Raw genomic sequence first — 17,700 nt, forward strand, 5'->3', positions numbered from 1 at the left:
CATCTTGGCTTCGACCGGGCCGGTGATCTCGGTGCGACGACGCTCGAGGGCCTTGGGCAGGGGGGCGATCTTCCAGTCACCTTCGCGGATGGCCTTGGTTTCCGGCAGGAAGTCGAGCTTCTCGCCGGCGTCGATGCGGGCCTGGCGTTCGACGCGGGCCTTCAGCAGCTCCTGGCGGCGGGGCTCGAAGGCGCGGTGCAGCTTGGCGACCAGTTCGAGGGCTTCCGCAGTGAGGATGGTTTCGTAGCCCGGTTGAAGCGGGGCGTTGATCTGCATGCCGGCGGGGAGGGTGAGGCTCATGGTTACTCCTGTGAGGGAAAGTTGGGAAACAAAGGTTCAGGCGCGCTGGCGCGCCACAAAATCGACGACATCGGTGAGCAGGCTGCCCTGAACGGTGGGCGTCACGTCCAGTTGTTCGAGGGGCTGGCCGCTGCGGTTGATCCAGAAAGTCTGGAAGCCATACCAGCTCGCGCCGGCGGCATCCCAGCCGTTGGAGGAAACGAAGAGGATACGCTCGGCAGGGCAGTTAAAGGCTGCCGGAGCAAGGGCGTAGGCGTCGGGGCTGGTTTTATACCTACGCACTGCATCCACTGACAACACGTGGTCGAACAGACCGTGCATGCCGGCGCTCTTGATGGCCACCTCAAGCATCCCGGGCGTACCGTTGGAGAGAATTGCAGTGGGGATGCCCGCTTGCTTGAGGGCCTTGAGGGCGCCCAGATTTTCAGGGAAGGGCGACAGGCAGGCGTACTGGTTCATGAGCTGGGTGCAGCGCACCGTGTCCAGTTCGAGGCCCAGCTTGGCGGCGGCGAAGCACAGACCATCCCGGGTGATGTCCAGGAAGGGCTTGTAGCGCCCGGACAGGCTGCGGATGAAGCTGTACTCGATCTGCTTGCTGCGCCACAGGTCTGCCAGCGCAGCGCCTTTGCCGGGGTAGAGCTGCTCCGCCAGAAGGCCAACTGAATACACGTCAAAGAGTGTGCCGAAAGCATCAAATGCGACAGCCTGGATTCGCGGCGGGTGAGCCATGCTCTGTGACCTTGTGTTTGAAATCAGGGTTGTGGTGGGCTCCTCGGAGGTGCATCTGCCGGGCTCGTGGCCGGGTGGCACCTCTCGGGATCCAGTCTCCTTCACCTCACTGATACGAAGTTTATTCAATGACTAAAGAAAAAAGAAGCCATAATAAAATCAAATTATTTTTTACTTTTAGTATCAAATGAACAACTTCAAGGAAATCGAAGCCTTCGTCAGCGTGGCCACGCGGGGTAGCCTGTCCGCAGCCGCCAGGGCCGATGGCGTGACCCCGGCCATGATGGGGCGGCGTATCGATGCCCTGGAGGAACGCCTGGGGGTGAAGTTGCTGGTACGAACTACCCGCAAATTGAGTCTGACCTTTGAGGGCAGTGCTTTTCTGGAGGATTGCCAGCGCATCCTCAACGATCTGGCCAACGCCGAGGCGTCGGTCAGCCTGGGCGGCGTCAAGGCCAGCGGACACATCAAGGTGTCGGCACCGGCCGGGTTCGGGCGGCGCCACGTGGCACCACTGGTGCGAGACTTCCTGCGCGCGCACGCCGAGGTCACGTGCAGCCTGGATCTGAGTGACCGCCTGGTGGATCTGGTGAATGAGGGCGTGGATTGTTCCATCCGCATCGGCGAGCTGAGCGACTCCAGCCTGGTTTCGGTGCGCCTGGCCGACAATCGGCGAGTGGTTGTAGCGAGCCCTGATTATCTGGCCCGTTGCGGCGTGCCCGAGACGCCGGAGGCGCTGGCGCAGCACGACTGCCTGTCCCTGGACCCCCAGCGCGGCTGGGTGTTTGCTGATCCGGATGCGCCTGGCAAGACGCGAACGATCAAGGTCTCAGGGCGCTTCGAGTGCAATGACGGGACAGTGCTGCACGAATGGGCGCTGGGCGGAATCGGGCTGGCCTGGCGCTCCATGTGGGAGGTTGAGAGGGATCTCGCCGCGGGGACGCTGGTGTCGGTACTCGATGCATTTTCCGCTCCGCCCACGGGGATCTACGCCGTGTTTCCGCAGAATCGGCGTCTTCCCCTGCGGGTGCGCTTGCTCATCGACCACCTACGGGGCTGCTTCGGAAGGTCTGATTATTGGCTCGGCAGCGTCTGAGGCGAGACCGGGGTGGCGATGAAGCCTTCGCTTTCAGGCGAGCCTATTTCAAATTCGATGTGAATGCGGCTTGAAACCCGGTGCCCGAGGATTTCTGCCGGGGTGAAGCGCCATCCGGTGATGGTGCCGGCGTAAGTTGCGGCCGCCTCGCAGATCTTTGGTTCACACACTGACTTGACGCGCATCACCCGGCCGTCCGGCCCTACGTCTACTTCTATCCGAAAGCTGCCAGACGGCGCGCCGGGGGTGGAGGGCCAGTCATCCTGGGTGATCTCGGTGACAAGGGCTGGCAGGCGGGTGAGTGCCTCGATTGGAAATATCGGTTCGGGGCGTATATCCGCTTCGGGAGGCAGGGGCGCCGGCGCTGCCAGAGGCAATACAGGTTGATTTTGGGTTGGTGCCCGGGCGATGGGTACGGCCGCGGGCTTGGCCTCTGGTACAAGCCGGGGATTGGGCGCTTCGAGAGAAAGTGTGGATTGCGCCAGCCTCGCTTTCAAGGGGCTCGCCAGATCGGCGGCTCTGCCAGGTGAGGGTGGCTGTGGCCAACTGGTGATCACCATCAGATGCATGAGGATCGACAGAGCCGTGGCAATGGCCAGAGCGGGCGCTGGAGGGGCTGTGGGGGACGTCATCGAATCAATGTGGCGGTCTCGAGCGCTGTAGAGCGCCCAGCGGAAGGATAGGCCTCTCTGTCCCATTCCCATTGTGCCGCCGGTCTGCAGGCGGACTCCGCCTGTCGCCGCGTGCTCGCGTTCGACAGAACGTGGCGCGATGATCAATCATCGAAGGAGAAGATCATGAAGAGAATGCGTGGGTTCACACTGGTCGAGTTACTGATCGCAGTGGTGATCATCGGAATCCTGGCGGCTATCGCCATCCCGGCCTATATGGATCACATCGCCCGCGGCAGGATCGCCCAGGGGGTTGAGGCCCTGTCCGAGGCCAAGGTACGGATGGAGCAGGTGTTCAACTCCCGGCGGACTTACAAACCCGACGGCAATTGCCCTGATATGAGCCCTTACTTTGCCGATATCCCCTTCACGGTCGCCCATTCGCCGGCATGTACTGACACCAGTTTCACGCTCGTGATAACCGGCGATACCGCGAAGGGCACCGCCGGCTACTCATACTCCATCAACGAAAGTGGCGAAAAGACCTCCACAACACCCACTGCCACCGGCAAGTGCTGGTTGATGAGCAAGAGTCAAACGTCGTGCTGACCATGTCCAGTCGGGCCCAGAGGGGCTTCACCGTTCTTGAGCTGATGATCGTCATGGTGATCGGCGCCATTTTGATATCCGTGGCCTTGCCGTCCTTTACCCAGGTCATCCGCAATAATTCTGTGGGTACTGCGGCGGAGCTCATCCAGAACGCCCTCCGTCAGGCTGAGGGCGAGGCCATTCGGCGTAACGGAGAGGTCGATTTCATGCTCACCGACAGTACCCCCGGCGCTGCGTCAGTCAATAGCCTTGTGGCCAAATCGAACGGGCTGAACTGGGCGATCAGGATGGTCGACAGCACCGCGCCTAATCGTTATGTGAATGGCTACAACACCAGCCAGATGGCCGAGGGCGTGACCTACCAGGGGCCTGCTGGCGTGCGCTTCAACGGCTCCGGACGGGTTCTGGACCTTTCCAGCGCGCCGGTAGGTGGTAAGCAGATTTTCCGGGTCTCCCGGACCGGTGCCGCGGTGGCCTACTGCGTGTTCGTGACGCCGGGTGGCGCGGTCAAGATGTGTGACCCGTCCAAGGCCAGCGGAGATCCTCGGGCTTGTCAGCCCATGTTGTCTGCATCCGATTGTCCGGCTGCTTAGGAGATGTCATGAGAGTCCGCGGGGAACGTGGCTACGTGTTGCTTGAGGCACTGGTGGCTTTGCTCATCTTTTCGCTGGGGCTGCTCGGGATGATCGGCTTTCAGGCCGCCTCGACGCGGATTGCCACTGACAGCCGTTTCCGGACCGAGGCGGCCATCCTGGCCGATGAGCTGATCTCCAAGATGGCGGTGGACAAGCGCGCTGTCGTGGTATCGCAGTATGCCTATGACTCGGCGGCTGGAGGCGGCGGTGCTTCGGCCCATGAATGGTTCTCCAAGCGCGTGAAGGATGCGAGCAAGCTGCCCAACGCCAAGGCCAAGGTGTCGGTGGTGAAGGGTAATGCCGTGGATACCTTCGCGGTCACGGTGACGATCGAGTGGGATCTGCCGAACAGTGGCGGTTCAGACACTGCCGCGGGCAAGAAGAACCTGGAGCATGGAATCTATGTCACCCAAGCAATGCTGTTCTGAGCTCCGCCGGCGCCAGGCCGGCCTGAGCATCGTCGAGATGATGGTGGGCATGGTCGTCGGCCTGATCGCGAGTCTGGTGATCATGCAGAGTTTCTCGTCGAGCGAGGCCTATCGCCGGAATATTTCCGGCGCCGGGGATGCGTTGCAGTCGGCGGCGATAGCTGCCCAGCGGCTTGACCTGATCATCCAGGAGGCGGGTTCCGGTCTTGCGCGTGGGGGGCAATGGGTATGGGGGTGCAAGCTCCTTGCCAATTCTTCCGGCAATGCGGTGCTCCCCAGCGCATCGGCCTACCCCAGTCCGTTTGCATCCGTGCCCCAGACCCTGCGCGCGGTTCCGGCGGCCATCATTGATGGTGGGGAAGAGTCGGATGTCATCATCACGATGGCCGGAGATTCGGCTTCGGGCAACAAAGGCCTGGCTTTTTCTTCGGCCAGCGGGAGTTCCCTGGTAGTGCAGACACCGACGATCGGAATAAATCTGAAGACGTCAGCAGCTGCGGCTGCCTACGATCTGTTTCTTGCTGTGCCACGCAAGATTGCCGACGATCCGGGTGACTGCAGAATTGTCCAGGCAGCGAATACCATGACCGCGCCGGTGATGACCTCCGATGCTTCCCTGGGGCTGAAGGTTGTCACATTCAGCAAGGTGATTCCCCTGAATACCCAGACTTACGGAGCAATTGAATCTTCCATTTACGAGAAGTCTCCGGCGGCTTTCCATCTGGGGCTCCGGGATAATCCCAATTTCACGATGCTGGGGGTCAATAGCGACAAGGAACTGGTGCAGTACGATTTGCTGAAGCGTGTTGATACTCAGGTCGTCGGTGAGAACATTTTCCTGGTCAAGGCTCTCTACGGGCTCGATAACGGTGTGGGGGGCGATATCAACGACAACGCCGTAGACGAGTGGGTCTCCCCCTCGAAGTGGACCCTGGCCAAGCTGATGGACGGCAAGCTGGCGACCCAGCAAGACATCGGTCGCATCAAGGCGATCCGCATCGCGATGGTGGTGCGCTCGTCTCAACCGATTGCCAGCGACGCCCCCATGACCAGTATCAAGCTTTTCCAGGATCTCGACTCTCGGCAATTCAGCCGGACCCTGAGCTCGGACGAGCAGCGTTACCAGTACCAGGTCTATGAATGGGTGATTCCGCTCCGGAACATGAGAACACCCCCCAATATCTGATTTGGAAGTGGATCCGAATGTCCTCGAATAAGCAACACCTCTCTTATGGACGACAGCGCGGCGTGGTCCTGGCCGTAGTGCTGGTGGTGCTGGTCGTCATGATGCTCGGCTCGGTTTCCTTGCTGAACTCCGTTGACACCTCGGCCCTGCTGTCCGGCAACATCGGTTTCAAGCGTGATTCGATCAACAGCGCTGGCGGGGGCCTTAACAAAGCCTTTGAAGCCATGAAGTCGGCTAGTTTCCAAAAGTACCAGGATTCGGTCGCAGGTTGCCCTCCGCCTGCAGGCACCGGAGCCGCCTGCACGGCTGCAAGTGAGTGGGCGAAGCTGAACTTCTATCCGCGTGTCCTGGAAACGGATGAAAATGGGATTCCGCTGATCATCAAGAGCAAGACCCAGTTCGACGCAAAGTTCAACAAGATCGCGCCAGTCAAGGTCAACGGAAATGAAATGCGCTTCCTGATTGAGCGTATGTGTGAAACCTATGGACCCTCCAGCAAGGTGACCTGCGTTCTTTCGACCGATTCACCTCTTGGCGGCGACAAGTGGGCGGACAAACCGGGCTCGACAGCTTCGCCCGTCTATCGCGTCACAGTCCGCACCGACGGTGTGCGCAATAGCCAGACTTACGTCCAGTGGAATGTGACATTCCTGGGCGAGTGATACTGAATACGTTCTGGGGATATGACGAAATGAATGCATCCACGACCCCGTCCGAGGTCTTGTCTCCTCGCTGGAAGTCCTTTACGAAGCGCTTACTTGTCGTGACAGCGGTATGGAATGCCATGCTGCCGGCGGTCCATTCTGCCGAGACGGCATTGGCTGATGTACCCATCGCTGCAAGTAACGAGGCTGTGCCAGCGAACGTGATGCTGGCCCTGTCAGTGGAGTTTCCCACGGCCCAGAGCCATGCGAACTTCAGTGTTGGAGGACCGTCCGGCATTCCTGCACTGCCCGGCAGCTCTGTAGCGGATCCCTACTTCGAGCCATCCAGAAAATACCTCGGTTACTTCGATCCAGCCCGTTGTTATGCCTACAATGAAAGTAATAGCTATTTCTATACTACTGACAAGGTCCAGGGAAGCAACTATACGTGTCCGGGTCAATGGTCTGGAAATTACCTGAACTGGGCGACAATGCACGTGATTGACCTGTTTCGCTGGGCGATGACGGGGGGCGCGCGGGACAAGGATGAGCCGGCGGACTTCTCGGCCAGCAATCCTGCGGGGGAGACCATTCTCAAGAAGGCGTGGTCCAACGGACAGGGGGGGAAGAGCAACTTCCCGGACAAGTCCCTGAAGTCGGAATACATATCCAACTACACACCCCTTGCCACCAACGGAAAGAAGAACCTCGTAGGGACCGTGTTTGACAAGGGTATCAATATCGAATTCACCTATAGCGACAACGATTCCGCCAGTGGGGCCAAGGTTGCAAGCTATCAGGTCAGGGTTCTTGTATGCAGTGGCACCGACACCACCAAGCACGAGCATATCGATCAAGCGTACTGCCAGAAGTATGAGAATGCTGACAAGACCAAGCGGGTCTATAAGCCGGTAGGGTTGATCCAGAAAAACATCGAGAGAATGCGTTTCGGTGCTGTCGGCTATCACAACCTGAACAACCAGACCTATGGCGATGATACGAAGCTCAGGGCGTGGGATGGGGGTGTGCTGAAAGCCCAGATTCGTGACACGAGGGAGGAAATTCTTGAGACAGGTGCCTTCCTTTCAGACCCCTTTCCTGCTGACCGGGGAGGGGATGGGGAGGTTTCCCGGACGGGTGCCATCAACTACCTGAACCTGTTTGGATACAAGGCGAAGAGCTACAAACGTTATGACAACGTGAGTGAAATGTACGCCGTTGCCCTGCGCTACCTGTTGGGGCCGTCCGGAATCGGGCATGTGCCGAGTTACTCTGTGATCCCCCCTGGTGTGACGGCAGCGCAGCGCGTGGAAATCAAGGATGATTTTCCCGTCATCACCAATTGGATCGACCCTGTTCTGCCTGCATCCCACGGGGGGAGTTGCCAGAAGCAGTTCATCATCGGCATCGGCGATACCAATACCTGCGGTGATCAGTGCGACAACAATCTTTCGGGCAGCGGCTACACCATGGACCCCCTGGTTGCAGGCGAGCGTTTCGCAGGCAAGACCGCCAAGGATTGGACGAATGCGATTACGGGCAGAAACCTTGCCTACGACTACATTGCAGGCATGGCCTACGCCGCCAATACGGCACCGCTTCGCTCGGATTTCCCCGAATCCCGGATCAAGACTTTCTGGGTGGATGCCTTGGAATATTCGAGCATGGCAGCCAACAACCATTACTTTAAGGCAGCCAAGTATGGTGGTTTTACCGACAAGGACAACGATGGGGTGCCCGATACGGGCGAGTGGAATGCGCTGGGGCAGGATTACAAAGGAACTACCCTCCCGGACACCTACTTTCCTGCGTCCGATCCAGAGCGTCTTGTTTCTGGCTTGAATTCGGCGTTTAGCCAGATCAAGTCGTTGATCGGGGCCGCGGCAGGTGTGGGTACGACGGGGTCGGTAATTTCCGACAGTCTGGCCACCGATGGTTTTTTTCAGACGGTCTATAACTCCCTGTACTGGTCCGGTGATCTCAAAGGCCTGAAGATTGATTCGATCGACCTTAATGCTGGAACGATCAATACCTCTCAGGTTTGGAGCGCGGCCACGAAGCTTGATGCGCTGGTAAGCGGTTCTGGCTGGAATTCGGCCCGCAAGGTGGTTACCTTGGCGCCGGACAGCTCCGGCACCCTCAAGGGCGTTCCATTCCGGGTTGCCAATCTGTCCGCAGCGCAGCTGGCAGCCCTGGGTTCATCGACAGAGCAGGCTAAGGTGCTGAACTACCTGCGGGGCGATACCACCAACCAGTCCACTCTCACCGCACGCAAAGCCTACCGCTACCGTGCCTCGGTTCTCGGTGACATTGTTGACTCCGGTGCGCTGTTTGTCGGTCCTCCGAATCAAGACTACTCGGACGCCTACAACCCCGGCTATTCGATATTCAAGGCCAATAATGCGTCGCGTAAGCCCGTGGTTTATGTGGGTGCCAACGATGGCATGCTCCATGCCTTTGACGCGCAGATGACGACTGCCGGGGGGCAGGAGCTGTTTGCGGTCGTGCCCAATGCCACCTACCTTGGCCCGGATGGAAAACCGGCGGAGAGCGGTCTCAAGGCGCTGAGCGACAATGCCTATCTGCACCGCTACTATGTGAATGCCACGCCTTTCGCCCGGGATGTGGATTTCAAGCGGGCGGGAGGAACGATTGAGTCGAACCCCGATTCCCACGACTGGAGGTCCTTGCTGGTTTTCGGGCTGGGCAAGGGTGGCCGGAGCTACGTTGCCCTGGATATTACCGACACCCCGACAACGTCGACTACTGAAACCACGATCGCCAATAAGGTGCTTTGGGAATTCACCGATGAGGATATGGGCTTCAGCTACGGACGTCCTGGCATCGTCAAGACCCGCAAATGGGGCTGGGTGGTCATCATCGCTGGCGGCTACAACAATGTCTTGGGGACATCCAAGACCAGCGTTCCGGGCCAGGGCGTGCTGTTCGTGCTTGATCCCAAGACCGGCACCCTCCTGCAGAAGATATACACCAACGAGGGGAGTGCCGCGAATCCCGCGGGTCTGGCGCATTTCACCGGCTATGTTCAGGACTATGCTGACATGACCGTTGACTACGTATATGCGGGTGACCTGCTGGGTAATATGTGGCGTTTTGATTTCTCCAGCCCCACCAACAACGTCCCCAATCCGACGTCGCCGATTCTTCACTTGCGGGATTCGCTGGGCAACCCCCAGCCCGTCACGACTGAGCCCCGGGTCGATCCTGGCCCTGATCTGGTCAGATATCTGTTTGTCGGAACGGGGAGGCTCCTGCACACCAATGATCGGGACAATAAGCAACAACAGACTTTCTACGCATTGCGGGATGGCACCGCTTCCGATCCTTATTCTTCGGCGGCGAATGCCACCAACCCGCTCCCGAGTGGTGTGAGCTTTCCAGTAAAGCGTACCAACATGGTTCAGGTAGACAGCCTGATTACGGGTGTCATACAGGAGTCGTCCAAGCCGATGGGCTGGTTCTATGACCTTACCGGTCTCCGCGGCACTCTTGCCGAGCAGGTGGTTATTCATCCGCAGGTCAACGAGGGGGTCGTATCCTGGATCGGAACCCTGATGAACCAGGATAAATGCAATCCCGGTGGTGAGAGCGCAGCTTATGCCGTCAAGTATGGTTCGGCCAAGAGCACATTTGCCAAGATCGTGGATAACGTGCGGGTGCCGATTGCCTTCGTGACACAGGACTCCGGCCTGGTTGGCTCAAAGATGGTTCGCCTCGGCTCCTCCATCCGCCTGCTGGGCTCCGATGGAAAAGGGGGCGCGCCAGCCCTTGTTGGAAGTCAGGTTGGTGGTTTCGGTGATCCCCGCGTTCTCAACTGGCGGATCGTCGGACAGTAAAGTAGCCGCAGCCCCCACCCGGAGAACGGTGCAGGGCGCGGCTTTTCCGCTGGATAGGCTTGCACAGCCTATGCGGGCAATGTAATATGTTGGGCTGTTGTTAGCCGCTGTAGCTCAGTCGGTAGAGCAGCGCATTCGTAATGCGAAGGTCACCAGTTCGATTCCGGTCAGCGGCACCAACAGAAACAAGCACTTAGGGCAATCCTCCGGGGTTGCCCTTTTTGTTGGGGTTACGCCGGGGTTACATGAATGGGGCACGAAGGGGGGCTCATTCCCGGGTAAAGCCAGAAATTGGCCTTATCGATCAGGGTAGGAATCGGTACCACGACGCCCCCTACGTCGCCCGCCCGCACTGGCAGGTAACGGCACTCCACGCCGCTCTGCCGTCTGCTTGATGATCTGATCCTCCAGGTACTTCATGACGTGGACCGTCATCATCACCCAGGCCCGGCCGACCTTGGCCGCGGGGATGATCCCTTCGTTGATCAGGCGCTCGACCGTCTTGGGATGAACCTTCAGCGCTTCGGCGGCTTCGATCACGTTCATCGTGGACATTCTTTCTCCTCTCGGTTTCGGGGTGACGCATACATTCACGCATCTCCTTGCACCCCATGCAAGTGCCCCCCCCTCCCCAGCATCCCCCGCAAGGCAACATCCACCAACCCCCCGTGCTTCTCCACCAGGCGCTGGAAGGTCGCCGACTTCATCCCCGCCGGCTTGTCGCCCTGGGGGTTCAGAATCCCGGCCCGCCACCCCAGCCGCTCCCGGATGGATTCAGCCTTCAACCGTGCCCGCCCGGCTGCCCGCTCCCGTTGGCTTGGGTACGCCAAGTTGAGGCAGCGCCGGCAGGCATAGGCGCCGTGGCCCTTCGCGTAGAGGATGCCCACCCGGCGGGCGCAATCGGGCTCAGGGCACACGAACCAGGCGCGCTGGCCTCCCAGGTTGCACGGTGACCATGCGAGCGCCAGGAGGCCGGAATCGGCCTCCCATGCCCCGCTCGCTGCACGGTGGTAGATCTCCACGAAGTCGGCGTGAGGCCTGGCCAGGAGGCTGGGCCGACGTTCGCCCCGGTAAGCCCATGCGAAGGTGTGCCCGGGGATCAGCTGGCCAGCGCCCTGAAGTCGCCGCACATCCAGGCTGGGGAAGTCCGTGGTCAGGTACTTGGCTGTGCCGGTCCAGCGCCGGCCGCTCCCGATTCCGCCCATCTTCGTTTCCGTTCTGCCGAAATCCGTTGGAATGTTGGAAGGCAGTTGATGCTCTGCCTATACTCAAAATTCATTTTTTGAGGGTGCGCCAATGTGGTGTTTCCGGTGGTCCATCATCGCATGTGCCTCGCTACTGCTTCAGGCCTGTGCCACGCCATCGACCGGCGTTGTCCCGATTGGAGATGGCATCTCCAGCGTCACGCACCAGGGGGCCGGTGCTTGGGTCAGCACGAACAGTTTGAAGGCGGCAGCCCTCCAGGAGGCCGGTGTCAGCTGCCACCAGGCAGGCAAGGGGCTCCGGGTTGTTCATACCAAGGAGATCCCGGCCGGAGCATTCGGCCGGTGGCCGGAAGCCGAAGTGCTCTTCCGGTGCGAGTGAGCTCCAGGCGGCCAGGCGCCGCCGTACCCTCGATCACTCCAGCGAATCCAGCCCCAGGCTACCCCGCATCCGCCGCGGCGTGGCTTTCACCGCCCGGGATTTGGCATCCCAGTGCAGCTGCCACACGGCCCGCCTAACAGCCTCGGGTTGCAGGTAGATCTCCAGCTCCGGATTCCGGCGGTTCCAGGCGTCGATTCGACTCATGATCTTGTCCTGCTCTTGCCGGTCGTCGTCCCGAACCGCCACGGCGTACTGGTGGAGGAACTGCGCCTGCATGTCCTTCTGCGCGGTCACGTCCTTCATTAGGGCGCTGATGCCGCGGTTCGTGGAAGCAATCGACTGGGGCTGCAGGCCGATCCCCTTCAACACCGACTCGGTCTTCGTGACTTCGCCGACCTTGGCGCCGCGGCTATTCCGGTACTCGCCGGTCTCCCACATGCTGGCGCCCTTGGCGGCGTTGGCGATGGCCGTGGGGGCCATCTCCTTCAGGCCGGCCAGGAAGCCCTCATCGGCGCCACGGTCCATGGCGTTCTGAACCTGCTGGCCCAGGCCGCCCACCGGTCCCGCGATCTCCACCAGGCCGCGCATGAGCTCTGATGGCGTGCGGGCCGTCATCCACTGGGTGGGCAGAATCCGGCCCATGCCAAGCCGCTGCATATCGAATGGGGTCAGGCTTGAGAGGCCGTACATGAATAGGTTGCGGCCCTTCCTGGCGTACTCCTGGGCCACCTGATCATCAAAGCCAATGGCCAGCGCCTCGCGAAGCAGGTCTTCGACCATCTCCCGCTTCGTTCTGGTCACGTTGATGTGATAGCCCGCCCACCGGGCAAGGAAGGTGGCCACGTCCTCGATGTTCAGGATGAAGGGCAGGCCTTCCTCCCCGGCCGCCATGAGCATGACGATCCCCATCATCAGCAGCGCGCGGCGCCCCTCCGGCCCGCCGGCCTTCAGGTAGCGCCCCATCTGTTCGAGGTAGGCTATTTTGAACTGCTGGAAGATCAGGAGGGTGCGCCCGACTGCACCGCGGGCCACGTTCGGGCGGTTTATCTTGTCGAAGATGCCCTGGGTGTTGTCAACCACATCTACAGCGGTCTCAAAGGCCTTCCTGTCTCCGGCCTCCCTGGCCATGGTGTAGGCCGCGATGAACGATACCCGGCGGTTGAGCGACTCGCCCATGGCGAACATGCTGCCCCACAGGTTGCCGAAGGCCTGCAGGCGCACCTGCGCGCTCGAGCTGGCGTGGTTGAAGGTGTTCTTCGCTCCGGGGATGGCGGCAAGGCGAGACGCGGCCCAGGAGGCGAAGTTGCGGGCGCCGGCGGAGTACAGGTGATAGATCTCCTGCGCCTCGACCACGCCCAGCTGGCTGGCACGCTTGAGAGCGTCGCGCAGATCCTTGTCGGTGATCTCCTTCTTGCCGAGAGCGTAGGGGAGGGCGGCCGTCAGGTGCTTGGCCGCTTGAGCATGTCCGCCCCGAAACACCAGCTCGGGGAAGGTCTGCAGCGGCACCTGGAAAAGCTGGGTGATCGCCGACCCGATGTTGCCGCCTATGAACCAGGTGAAGGCGGCCGTCGATACTCCGCTGCCGGCATCGTCCGTGCTCTGCAGCACGTCGGTGATGAGCCGCTTGGCCTCGGTCTGGGCGTCGCCCTGCTCCATGAAATGTGCGGTCTCACGGATCTCCCTCATGAACAACTTCTGTGAGGCGTACCGGGCGTTGCTGGTGATGAAGGTCGCGAGCGTGCGCTGGATGTCCTCGGACCATCCCGGGGTGTTTTTCCGCTCGAGCAGCCGCTTCATCACAGATCGTTCCGACACGACTGCTTGAATTAGTCTTTCCGTGGCCTCCTGCTCGCCGAGGATGTCACCGAACATGGCGATGGTCTCGGGTGAGACGCCGCTGTAGAGCTGATACTTCTCGTCTGTCGTCTTGCTCCAGCTCACCCCGGCGTCATCCCGGCTGACATACTTCGCCTCCAGCTGGCCCTTGGCGAAGCGTGCCTCGCCCTCCGTCTCGAAGTGGTGGCGCTCCAGGGTGATCGGCTGCCCATCGGCCCCTCGCTGCAGCTCGCCCGACTCGGGATCGATGGCCCGAACGGTGACCACGTACCGCCCGAAGCGCATCAGCGGGGCATAGCCGGCGGCCTTCAGGGCTTCCGCCCGCTCGAAGATCGCCTTGACGTTGGCGATGGCTTGCTCCTGGGTTTCGAGGAGGCGGCGGAGGGGATTCGCCCGGTCGTCGGTGTCTTCCACGCCACGCAGAATCAGCCGGGTCACGTTGGTTGCGCGCTCCAGATGATTCGTGATGCTTGCCCGGGTTGATCTCGGATCGTCAATGGTCTCTTCACGGACAGCGCCCTTGAGGTAGGCGAGCAGCCCATGGGCGGCGGAGAAGGCTTCGGCGGCCGCGACTTCATCCAGGCTGGCGTCGATGGCCGCCCGGGCTTGCTGGTACAAGCCCCATGCCGCCTCGCTATCGCCGAAGCGCGCAGCAAATTCCTCGCGGGTCCAGACCTTGCCCTCGAGAACGGTCTGGCCGTTGGTGGTGCCAGCAAACAGCGCCTGGGCGGCAATGTGGCGCTCCTGCTGCCGCGACTTCAATGAAAGCAGCGTCTTGAAGGCCACTCCGGGAGAATCGATCTTTGGGAGAAGGCCCGGGGCAAGCTCGGCCGCCCGGTTGGCGGTGCGAGATAGCGCGGCCTGCATCCCACGGGCGAGCCGCCAGACCCGCCCGTAGGCCGGCATCAGCTCCGCCTTGCGCTTCTGGGTGTGCATGGCGTTGCCGATGACCCCAATCTCGTCCAGGGTGTCGGCTGCCCGTCGAAGGGTGCGGCGGAATGAGGGCTCGGCCGGGAAGTCACCGTCGCGAGATGCTGCCGGCGCATCGTCGCGGAGCTTGCCGAAGATCTCGCGCACCAGGTCGCGGGCTTCGTCGTGGGAGACGCTGCGGTAGGCCGTGGCCCATTCGTGAAACCCGAGGCGCTCGGCCATCTCGGCCAGCCACTTGAGAACCGCCCGCTTGGCCGTGGCCACCACTCCGGTGTTTCGATAGCCTCCCTCGTTCGTTTCCGCCAGCTCGGCCAGGGCCTCATCGACGCCACGCGCCAGGGCGTAGGCACTGCCTTGAGCCTTGGCGTCGCTCGCCTCGTCGGTGGCAGCCCAGGCGTCTGCCTTCGCCTTGATCCAGGCGTCACGACCGTAGAGGCGCTGCATCTCGGCGATATACTGGCCTTGGTTCAAAAAACGACGGAGGCCGTAGTGGAGCAGCTCATGCCAGAGGGTTCGGACGGCCTCGCCGGTGTCGGTGATGCCATCCCGGAAAAGGAACACCCGGCCGCCCATCGTCATCCCGGAAGTGACGCTCCCGTCATTCTCGGAAGCGCCCCGCAGATCGACTTCGTCAACGCTGTCCCGAATGACGATGGGCGGCTGGTGGCGAAACTGGGCCAGGCGCTCCTCGACTACCTGAGCAAGGGCGCCGACTGATAGCTGCCGGTCTGCAGGCACGCGGGGGTGCGCGGTTGTGGTTGAACGAACGGTGGTCGGGCCCGGCCCGTCGGCGGGCTGCCTCTCCCATGCAGCCCTGGCCCGCTCGGCTGCAGCGCCCTCTTCGGCCCTTTGCATCGCAGATTCAAATTCCGCCTTCGCGGTGGCCGTGGCCGCCGTCACCTGGTCAGCAGGGAGCACACCTTCGGCGACCTGGGCGGCACCGGCCTGGCCTGGCACCGTCGGTTCAGGGGCCAAGCCATAGAACTGCCGGAGCGTGGCCGCATCGTTCCCCGCGGCCTGGATGGCCCGCAACTCTGACGCCTCGAAGGAGGAAAGGCCGGTCGGTGCAATCTCCTGGGTGATGACTCCATCGATGCCAGGCACGAAATCCACGGAACCACGCTGCTGCTCGCGCAGGCGCCGGAGTCGCGTTCTGGCGAAGTTGAGGACATCCTGGTCGGACACCTCTTCGATGCCAGGGGCCTCGGGCCTGGCCGGCTCGAAAGGCACCTCGGGCACCGGCTCAGCCGCGACCGGCTCATCTTGCCGGCGGATCGCATCCTGCTCGGCTGCCTTCTCGATCTCCTGGCGGATGATCGCCATGGCCTCGGGGTTGGACACGGCAACCTCGATAGCCCTCTGCCGGGTTACCGGATCGTTCTCGTTCACCAGGTCGAGATAGCGGACGACATCGGCCTCGGCCTGCGGATCTACCGCTTGACCGGGTTGAACTTGTTGGCCGGGCTCTCCGACGGTGGAAGGCAGCACCATCTCCAGGGGGATGCCGGCCTCCTGGGCAAGCTCGCGCACGATCTGGTCGGCCGATGCGCTGGGCGTGGGCGCGGCGGCGGCCGGCTCTTGCTGCTGGCCGGGCTGCACCGGCGCGGGGGCGGGGGCGGGCACGGCAGGGGCTTCCAGCTGGATCGGGGCGTCCGAGTCCGCGGGCTTCGCCTGTGGCGTGAGCTCCACCCGCCCATCCGGCGTAACAGCGGCCTCGGGCGCCGGCCGGCCAGCCAGCCCGTTCTTCCACGCATCCATGGCGCTGGCCCGGGCACCTTCGGCCGAACCCGCAGCGTCCCGCTCCTGGAAGAAGCGCACCGCAGCCGAGGCGCCCGTGGTGCCTCCGGCCATCATCCCGGACTGCAGGATGGTCTGGGCAATGGTGTCGCCCACCTGCTTCAGGTAGTCGGCGCCGGTGGCATCCGGGGTCAGGCCCACGCCGCCGGGGGCGAACTTGTCGGTGCCAAACTGGCCGGTGGTGGTCAGCAGCTCGCCCGGCACCTCCTTCTTGAGGGCCGACCACAGAAAGGCCGCGATCTGGTCCGTGGGCATGCCCTTGGCCGCGCCCTTGAGGGCCTGCAGGGTTTCGCCCAGGCCGAACTTCTCGCCGATCACCTCGAAGGCGGCGAAGATCCCCGCCCGGGCGGCCGCCTGGCCGGCGTCTTGGCCACGGGCCTTGCCGTCGCTGTACTCCTGGCCGAAGGACTGGAAGGCCATGCCGGCCAGCGGCACCGCCTGACCGGCTGACACGCCGGCCAGCAGCAGCGGGAGCTGTTGGGTGATGGAGCTGATCGCGCCCTCCACGTTGCGGCTCATGAAGTCGCCGCGCTCGCCGATGGCCTGCTCCTTGCCGCGCAAGGTGCCGCCCACGCGCTTGCCGGACTCCGCCATGCCGTCGATGCCCAGCACGTCGCCAACAAATTCGGTGTAGCCGGACACGGCCTTGCCCAGCCCCAGGCCGCCCTTGGCAACACCCCGGGCAAGCGGGTTGTTCAGGCCGTTGGCGCCCTGGTTGGGGTCAAACAGGTTTTTGGTGTCGAAGTCGTAGGTCGATTCCTGCACCGACCCGGAAACCTCCTGGCCCGGGAGGATGCCGGCCCGGGCCGCCCGCGGAGCGATGCCGGCCGCTGCGGTCGGGTCCAGGCCGTCCTTCACCAGGCGGGCGCGGCGCGCCTCGGCCCGGGGGTCCAGGGCGGCAGCGGTGGGCGCATCCGGGGTCTTGGCGAAGGATGCGTCGCGCTCGCGGGCAAGCTGGCCGCGCCAGTCGTCCAGGGCGGCAATCTGCTGGCGCTGCTCCGGCGTCGCGGCATCCCACTGGGCATTGAACGCGGCCCGCATTTCCGGGCGCACCGGGACCGTGCTGCGCTGGCCCTGCGGTGTGGAGGCGCCTTCCATCAGGGGCTTGGTCGGTTTGAGCACGTCCAGCATGTTGGTGCCGGCCTTCGTCAGCACATCCTTGGCCTGGTCGATGAGCCCCGGGCCGTCCTTCATGTCCAGGAACTGCTGGCGGAGCGTGTCGCGGTCGCCGCCGGCGTGCGGGGCAATCCAGTGATCGAAGTAGGCTTCCTTGGCCTGGCGCTTGGTGGCGTCGTCCAGGGCGAGGAATTCGGGCTTCTTGGTGATGTCGGCCCACTTGGGGGCCTTGGTGATGTCGGAGGCGGCCGGGGGCGCTGAGGGCGCATTGGCGCTGGGCATGGTGCCTCCGGCCTCTCGAGCATCGTTCAATCCGATGGGGGGGGAAGGGCGGCGGGGCGG

The 17,700-nt window shown here is 62.4% G+C and carries 12 protein-coding genes, 1 tRNA gene and 1 pseudogene; 8 read left to right on the plus strand and 6 right to left on the minus strand.

Annotated features, from left to right (window positions below):
* Together ACIQ09_RS08875 and ACIQ09_RS08880 are read right to left on the minus strand one after the other, a co-directional pair.
* Positions 1 to 300: pseudogene (locus ACIQ09_RS08875) on the minus strand (malate synthase A); the annotation flags it as partial.
* Between the two features lie 36 nt (positions 301 to 336).
* Positions 337 to 1,029 carry a haloacid dehalogenase type II gene (locus ACIQ09_RS08880; RefSeq protein WP_398308314.1) on the minus strand — a complete coding sequence of 231 codons (693 nt, stop codon included), beginning with the start codon at positions 1,027 to 1,029 and terminating at the stop codon, positions 337 to 339.
* 187 nt (positions 1,030 to 1,216) lie between these two features.
* Here ACIQ09_RS08880 and ACIQ09_RS08885 point away from each other — a divergent pair, with 187 nt between their 5' ends.
* Entirely contained in the window at positions 1,217 to 2,125 is a 909-nt protein-coding gene (locus tag ACIQ09_RS08885) for a LysR family transcriptional regulator (RefSeq protein WP_398308316.1), read from the plus strand.
* Here the strand turns inward: ACIQ09_RS08885 and ACIQ09_RS08890 are convergent.
* Positions 2,104 to 2,694 carry a hypothetical protein gene (locus ACIQ09_RS08890; protein WP_398308318.1) on the minus strand — a complete coding sequence of 197 codons (591 nt, stop codon included), beginning with the start codon at positions 2,692 to 2,694 and terminating at the stop codon, positions 2,104 to 2,106. The two genes, ACIQ09_RS08885 and ACIQ09_RS08890, sit on opposite strands and share 22 nt — an antisense overlap.
* A 228-nt stretch (positions 2,695 to 2,922) precedes the next feature.
* Between ACIQ09_RS08890 and ACIQ09_RS08895 the strand changes: the two genes are divergently transcribed.
* The 7 genes from ACIQ09_RS08895 (at position 2,923) to ACIQ09_RS08925 (ending at position 10,274) form a co-directional block, all read left to right on the plus strand.
* Positions 2,923 to 3,345 (plus strand): type IV pilin protein, encoded by a 423-nt coding sequence (locus ACIQ09_RS08895; protein ID WP_398308320.1) that lies wholly within the window; start codon positions 2,923 to 2,925, stop codon positions 3,343 to 3,345.
* A 2-nt stretch (positions 3,346 to 3,347) separates the two neighbouring features.
* The gene (locus ACIQ09_RS08900) at positions 3,348 to 3,938 is read left to right on the plus strand and encodes a GspH/FimT family pseudopilin (protein WP_398308398.1); all 591 of its coding nucleotides are present in this window, start codon (positions 3,348 to 3,350) and stop codon (positions 3,936 to 3,938) included.
* A gap of 8 nt (positions 3,939 to 3,946) precedes the next feature.
* Positions 3,947 to 4,408 (plus strand): hypothetical protein, encoded by a 462-nt coding sequence (locus tag ACIQ09_RS08905; RefSeq protein ID WP_398308322.1) that lies wholly within the window; start codon positions 3,947 to 3,949, stop codon positions 4,406 to 4,408.
* Positions 4,383 to 5,594 carry a PilW family protein gene (locus tag ACIQ09_RS08910; RefSeq protein WP_398308324.1) on the plus strand — a complete coding sequence of 404 codons (1,212 nt, stop codon included), beginning with the start codon at positions 4,383 to 4,385 and terminating at the stop codon, positions 5,592 to 5,594. Before ACIQ09_RS08905 ends, ACIQ09_RS08910 begins: the two co-directional genes overlap by 26 nt.
* A 17-nt stretch (positions 5,595 to 5,611) precedes the next feature.
* The gene (locus ACIQ09_RS08915; RefSeq protein ID WP_398308326.1) at positions 5,612 to 6,256 is read left to right on the plus strand and encodes a hypothetical protein; all 645 of its coding nucleotides are present in this window, start codon (positions 5,612 to 5,614) and stop codon (positions 6,254 to 6,256) included.
* A 29-nt stretch (positions 6,257 to 6,285) separates the two neighbouring features.
* The gene (locus ACIQ09_RS08920; protein ID WP_398308328.1) at positions 6,286 to 10,095 is read left to right on the plus strand and encodes a pilus assembly protein; all 3,810 of its coding nucleotides are present in this window, start codon (positions 6,286 to 6,288) and stop codon (positions 10,093 to 10,095) included.
* A 103-nt stretch (positions 10,096 to 10,198) separates the two neighbouring features.
* A tRNA-Thr gene (locus tag ACIQ09_RS08925) sits at positions 10,199 to 10,274 on the plus strand.
* Between the two features lie 118 nt (positions 10,275 to 10,392).
* Here ACIQ09_RS08925 and ACIQ09_RS08930 read toward each other — a convergent pair.
* From ACIQ09_RS08930 to ACIQ09_RS08940, 3 genes are all read right to left on the minus strand, one after another.
* The gene (locus ACIQ09_RS08930; protein ID WP_398308330.1) at positions 10,393 to 10,650 is read right to left on the minus strand and encodes a helix-turn-helix domain-containing protein; all 258 of its coding nucleotides are present in this window, start codon (positions 10,648 to 10,650) and stop codon (positions 10,393 to 10,395) included.
* Positions 10,651 to 10,685: 35 nt separating this feature from the next.
* Positions 10,686 to 11,300, minus strand: a complete 615-nt coding sequence (locus tag ACIQ09_RS08935; protein ID WP_398308332.1) for a hypothetical protein — start codon at positions 11,298 to 11,300, stop codon at positions 10,686 to 10,688.
* Positions 11,301 to 11,712: 412 nt separating this feature from the next.
* A complete protein-coding gene (locus tag ACIQ09_RS08940) occupies positions 11,713 to 17,640 on the minus strand; it encodes a PLxRFG domain-containing protein (protein WP_398308334.1) in 5,928 nt (1,975 codons plus the stop codon).
* Positions 17,641 to 17,700 lie beyond the last annotated feature (60 nt).

It is taken from the genome of Zoogloea sp. (genome assembly GCF_044344315.1).
In the GTDB taxonomy this organism is placed as follows: domain Bacteria; phylum Pseudomonadota; class Gammaproteobacteria; order Burkholderiales; family Rhodocyclaceae; genus Zoogloea.

What these genes read in the sequence shown, in the direction of transcription:
- ACIQ09_RS08880 (WP_398308314.1), bottom strand. Translation starts at nt 1,029, where the DNA reads ATGGCTCACCCGCCGCGAATCCAGGCTGTCGCATTTGATGCTTTCGGC.
- ACIQ09_RS08885 (WP_398308316.1), top strand. Translation starts at nt 1,217, where the DNA reads ATGAACAACTTCAAGGAAATCGAAGCCTTCGTCAGCGTGGCCACGCGG.
- ACIQ09_RS08890 (WP_398308318.1), bottom strand. Translation starts at nt 2,694, where the DNA reads ATGCATCTGATGGTGATCACCAGTTGGCCACAGCCACCCTCACCTGGC.
- ACIQ09_RS08895 (WP_398308320.1), top strand. Translation starts at nt 2,923, where the DNA reads ATGAAGAGAATGCGTGGGTTCACACTGGTCGAGTTACTGATCGCAGTG.
- ACIQ09_RS08900 (WP_398308398.1), top strand. Translation starts at nt 3,348, where the DNA reads ATGTCCAGTCGGGCCCAGAGGGGCTTCACCGTTCTTGAGCTGATGATC.
- ACIQ09_RS08905 (WP_398308322.1), top strand. Translation starts at nt 3,947, where the DNA reads ATGAGAGTCCGCGGGGAACGTGGCTACGTGTTGCTTGAGGCACTGGTG.
- ACIQ09_RS08910 (WP_398308324.1), top strand. Translation starts at nt 4,383, where the DNA reads ATGTCACCCAAGCAATGCTGTTCTGAGCTCCGCCGGCGCCAGGCCGGC.
- ACIQ09_RS08915 (WP_398308326.1), top strand. Translation starts at nt 5,612, where the DNA reads ATGTCCTCGAATAAGCAACACCTCTCTTATGGACGACAGCGCGGCGTG.
- ACIQ09_RS08920 (WP_398308328.1), top strand. Translation starts at nt 6,286, where the DNA reads ATGAATGCATCCACGACCCCGTCCGAGGTCTTGTCTCCTCGCTGGAAG.
- ACIQ09_RS08930 (WP_398308330.1), bottom strand. Translation starts at nt 10,650, where the DNA reads ATGTCCACGATGAACGTGATCGAAGCCGCCGAAGCGCTGAAGGTTCAT.
- ACIQ09_RS08935 (WP_398308332.1), bottom strand. Translation starts at nt 11,300, where the DNA reads ATGGGCGGAATCGGGAGCGGCCGGCGCTGGACCGGCACAGCCAAGTAC.
- ACIQ09_RS08940 (WP_398308334.1), bottom strand. Translation starts at nt 17,640, where the DNA reads ATGCCCAGCGCCAATGCGCCCTCAGCGCCCCCGGCCGCCTCCGACATC.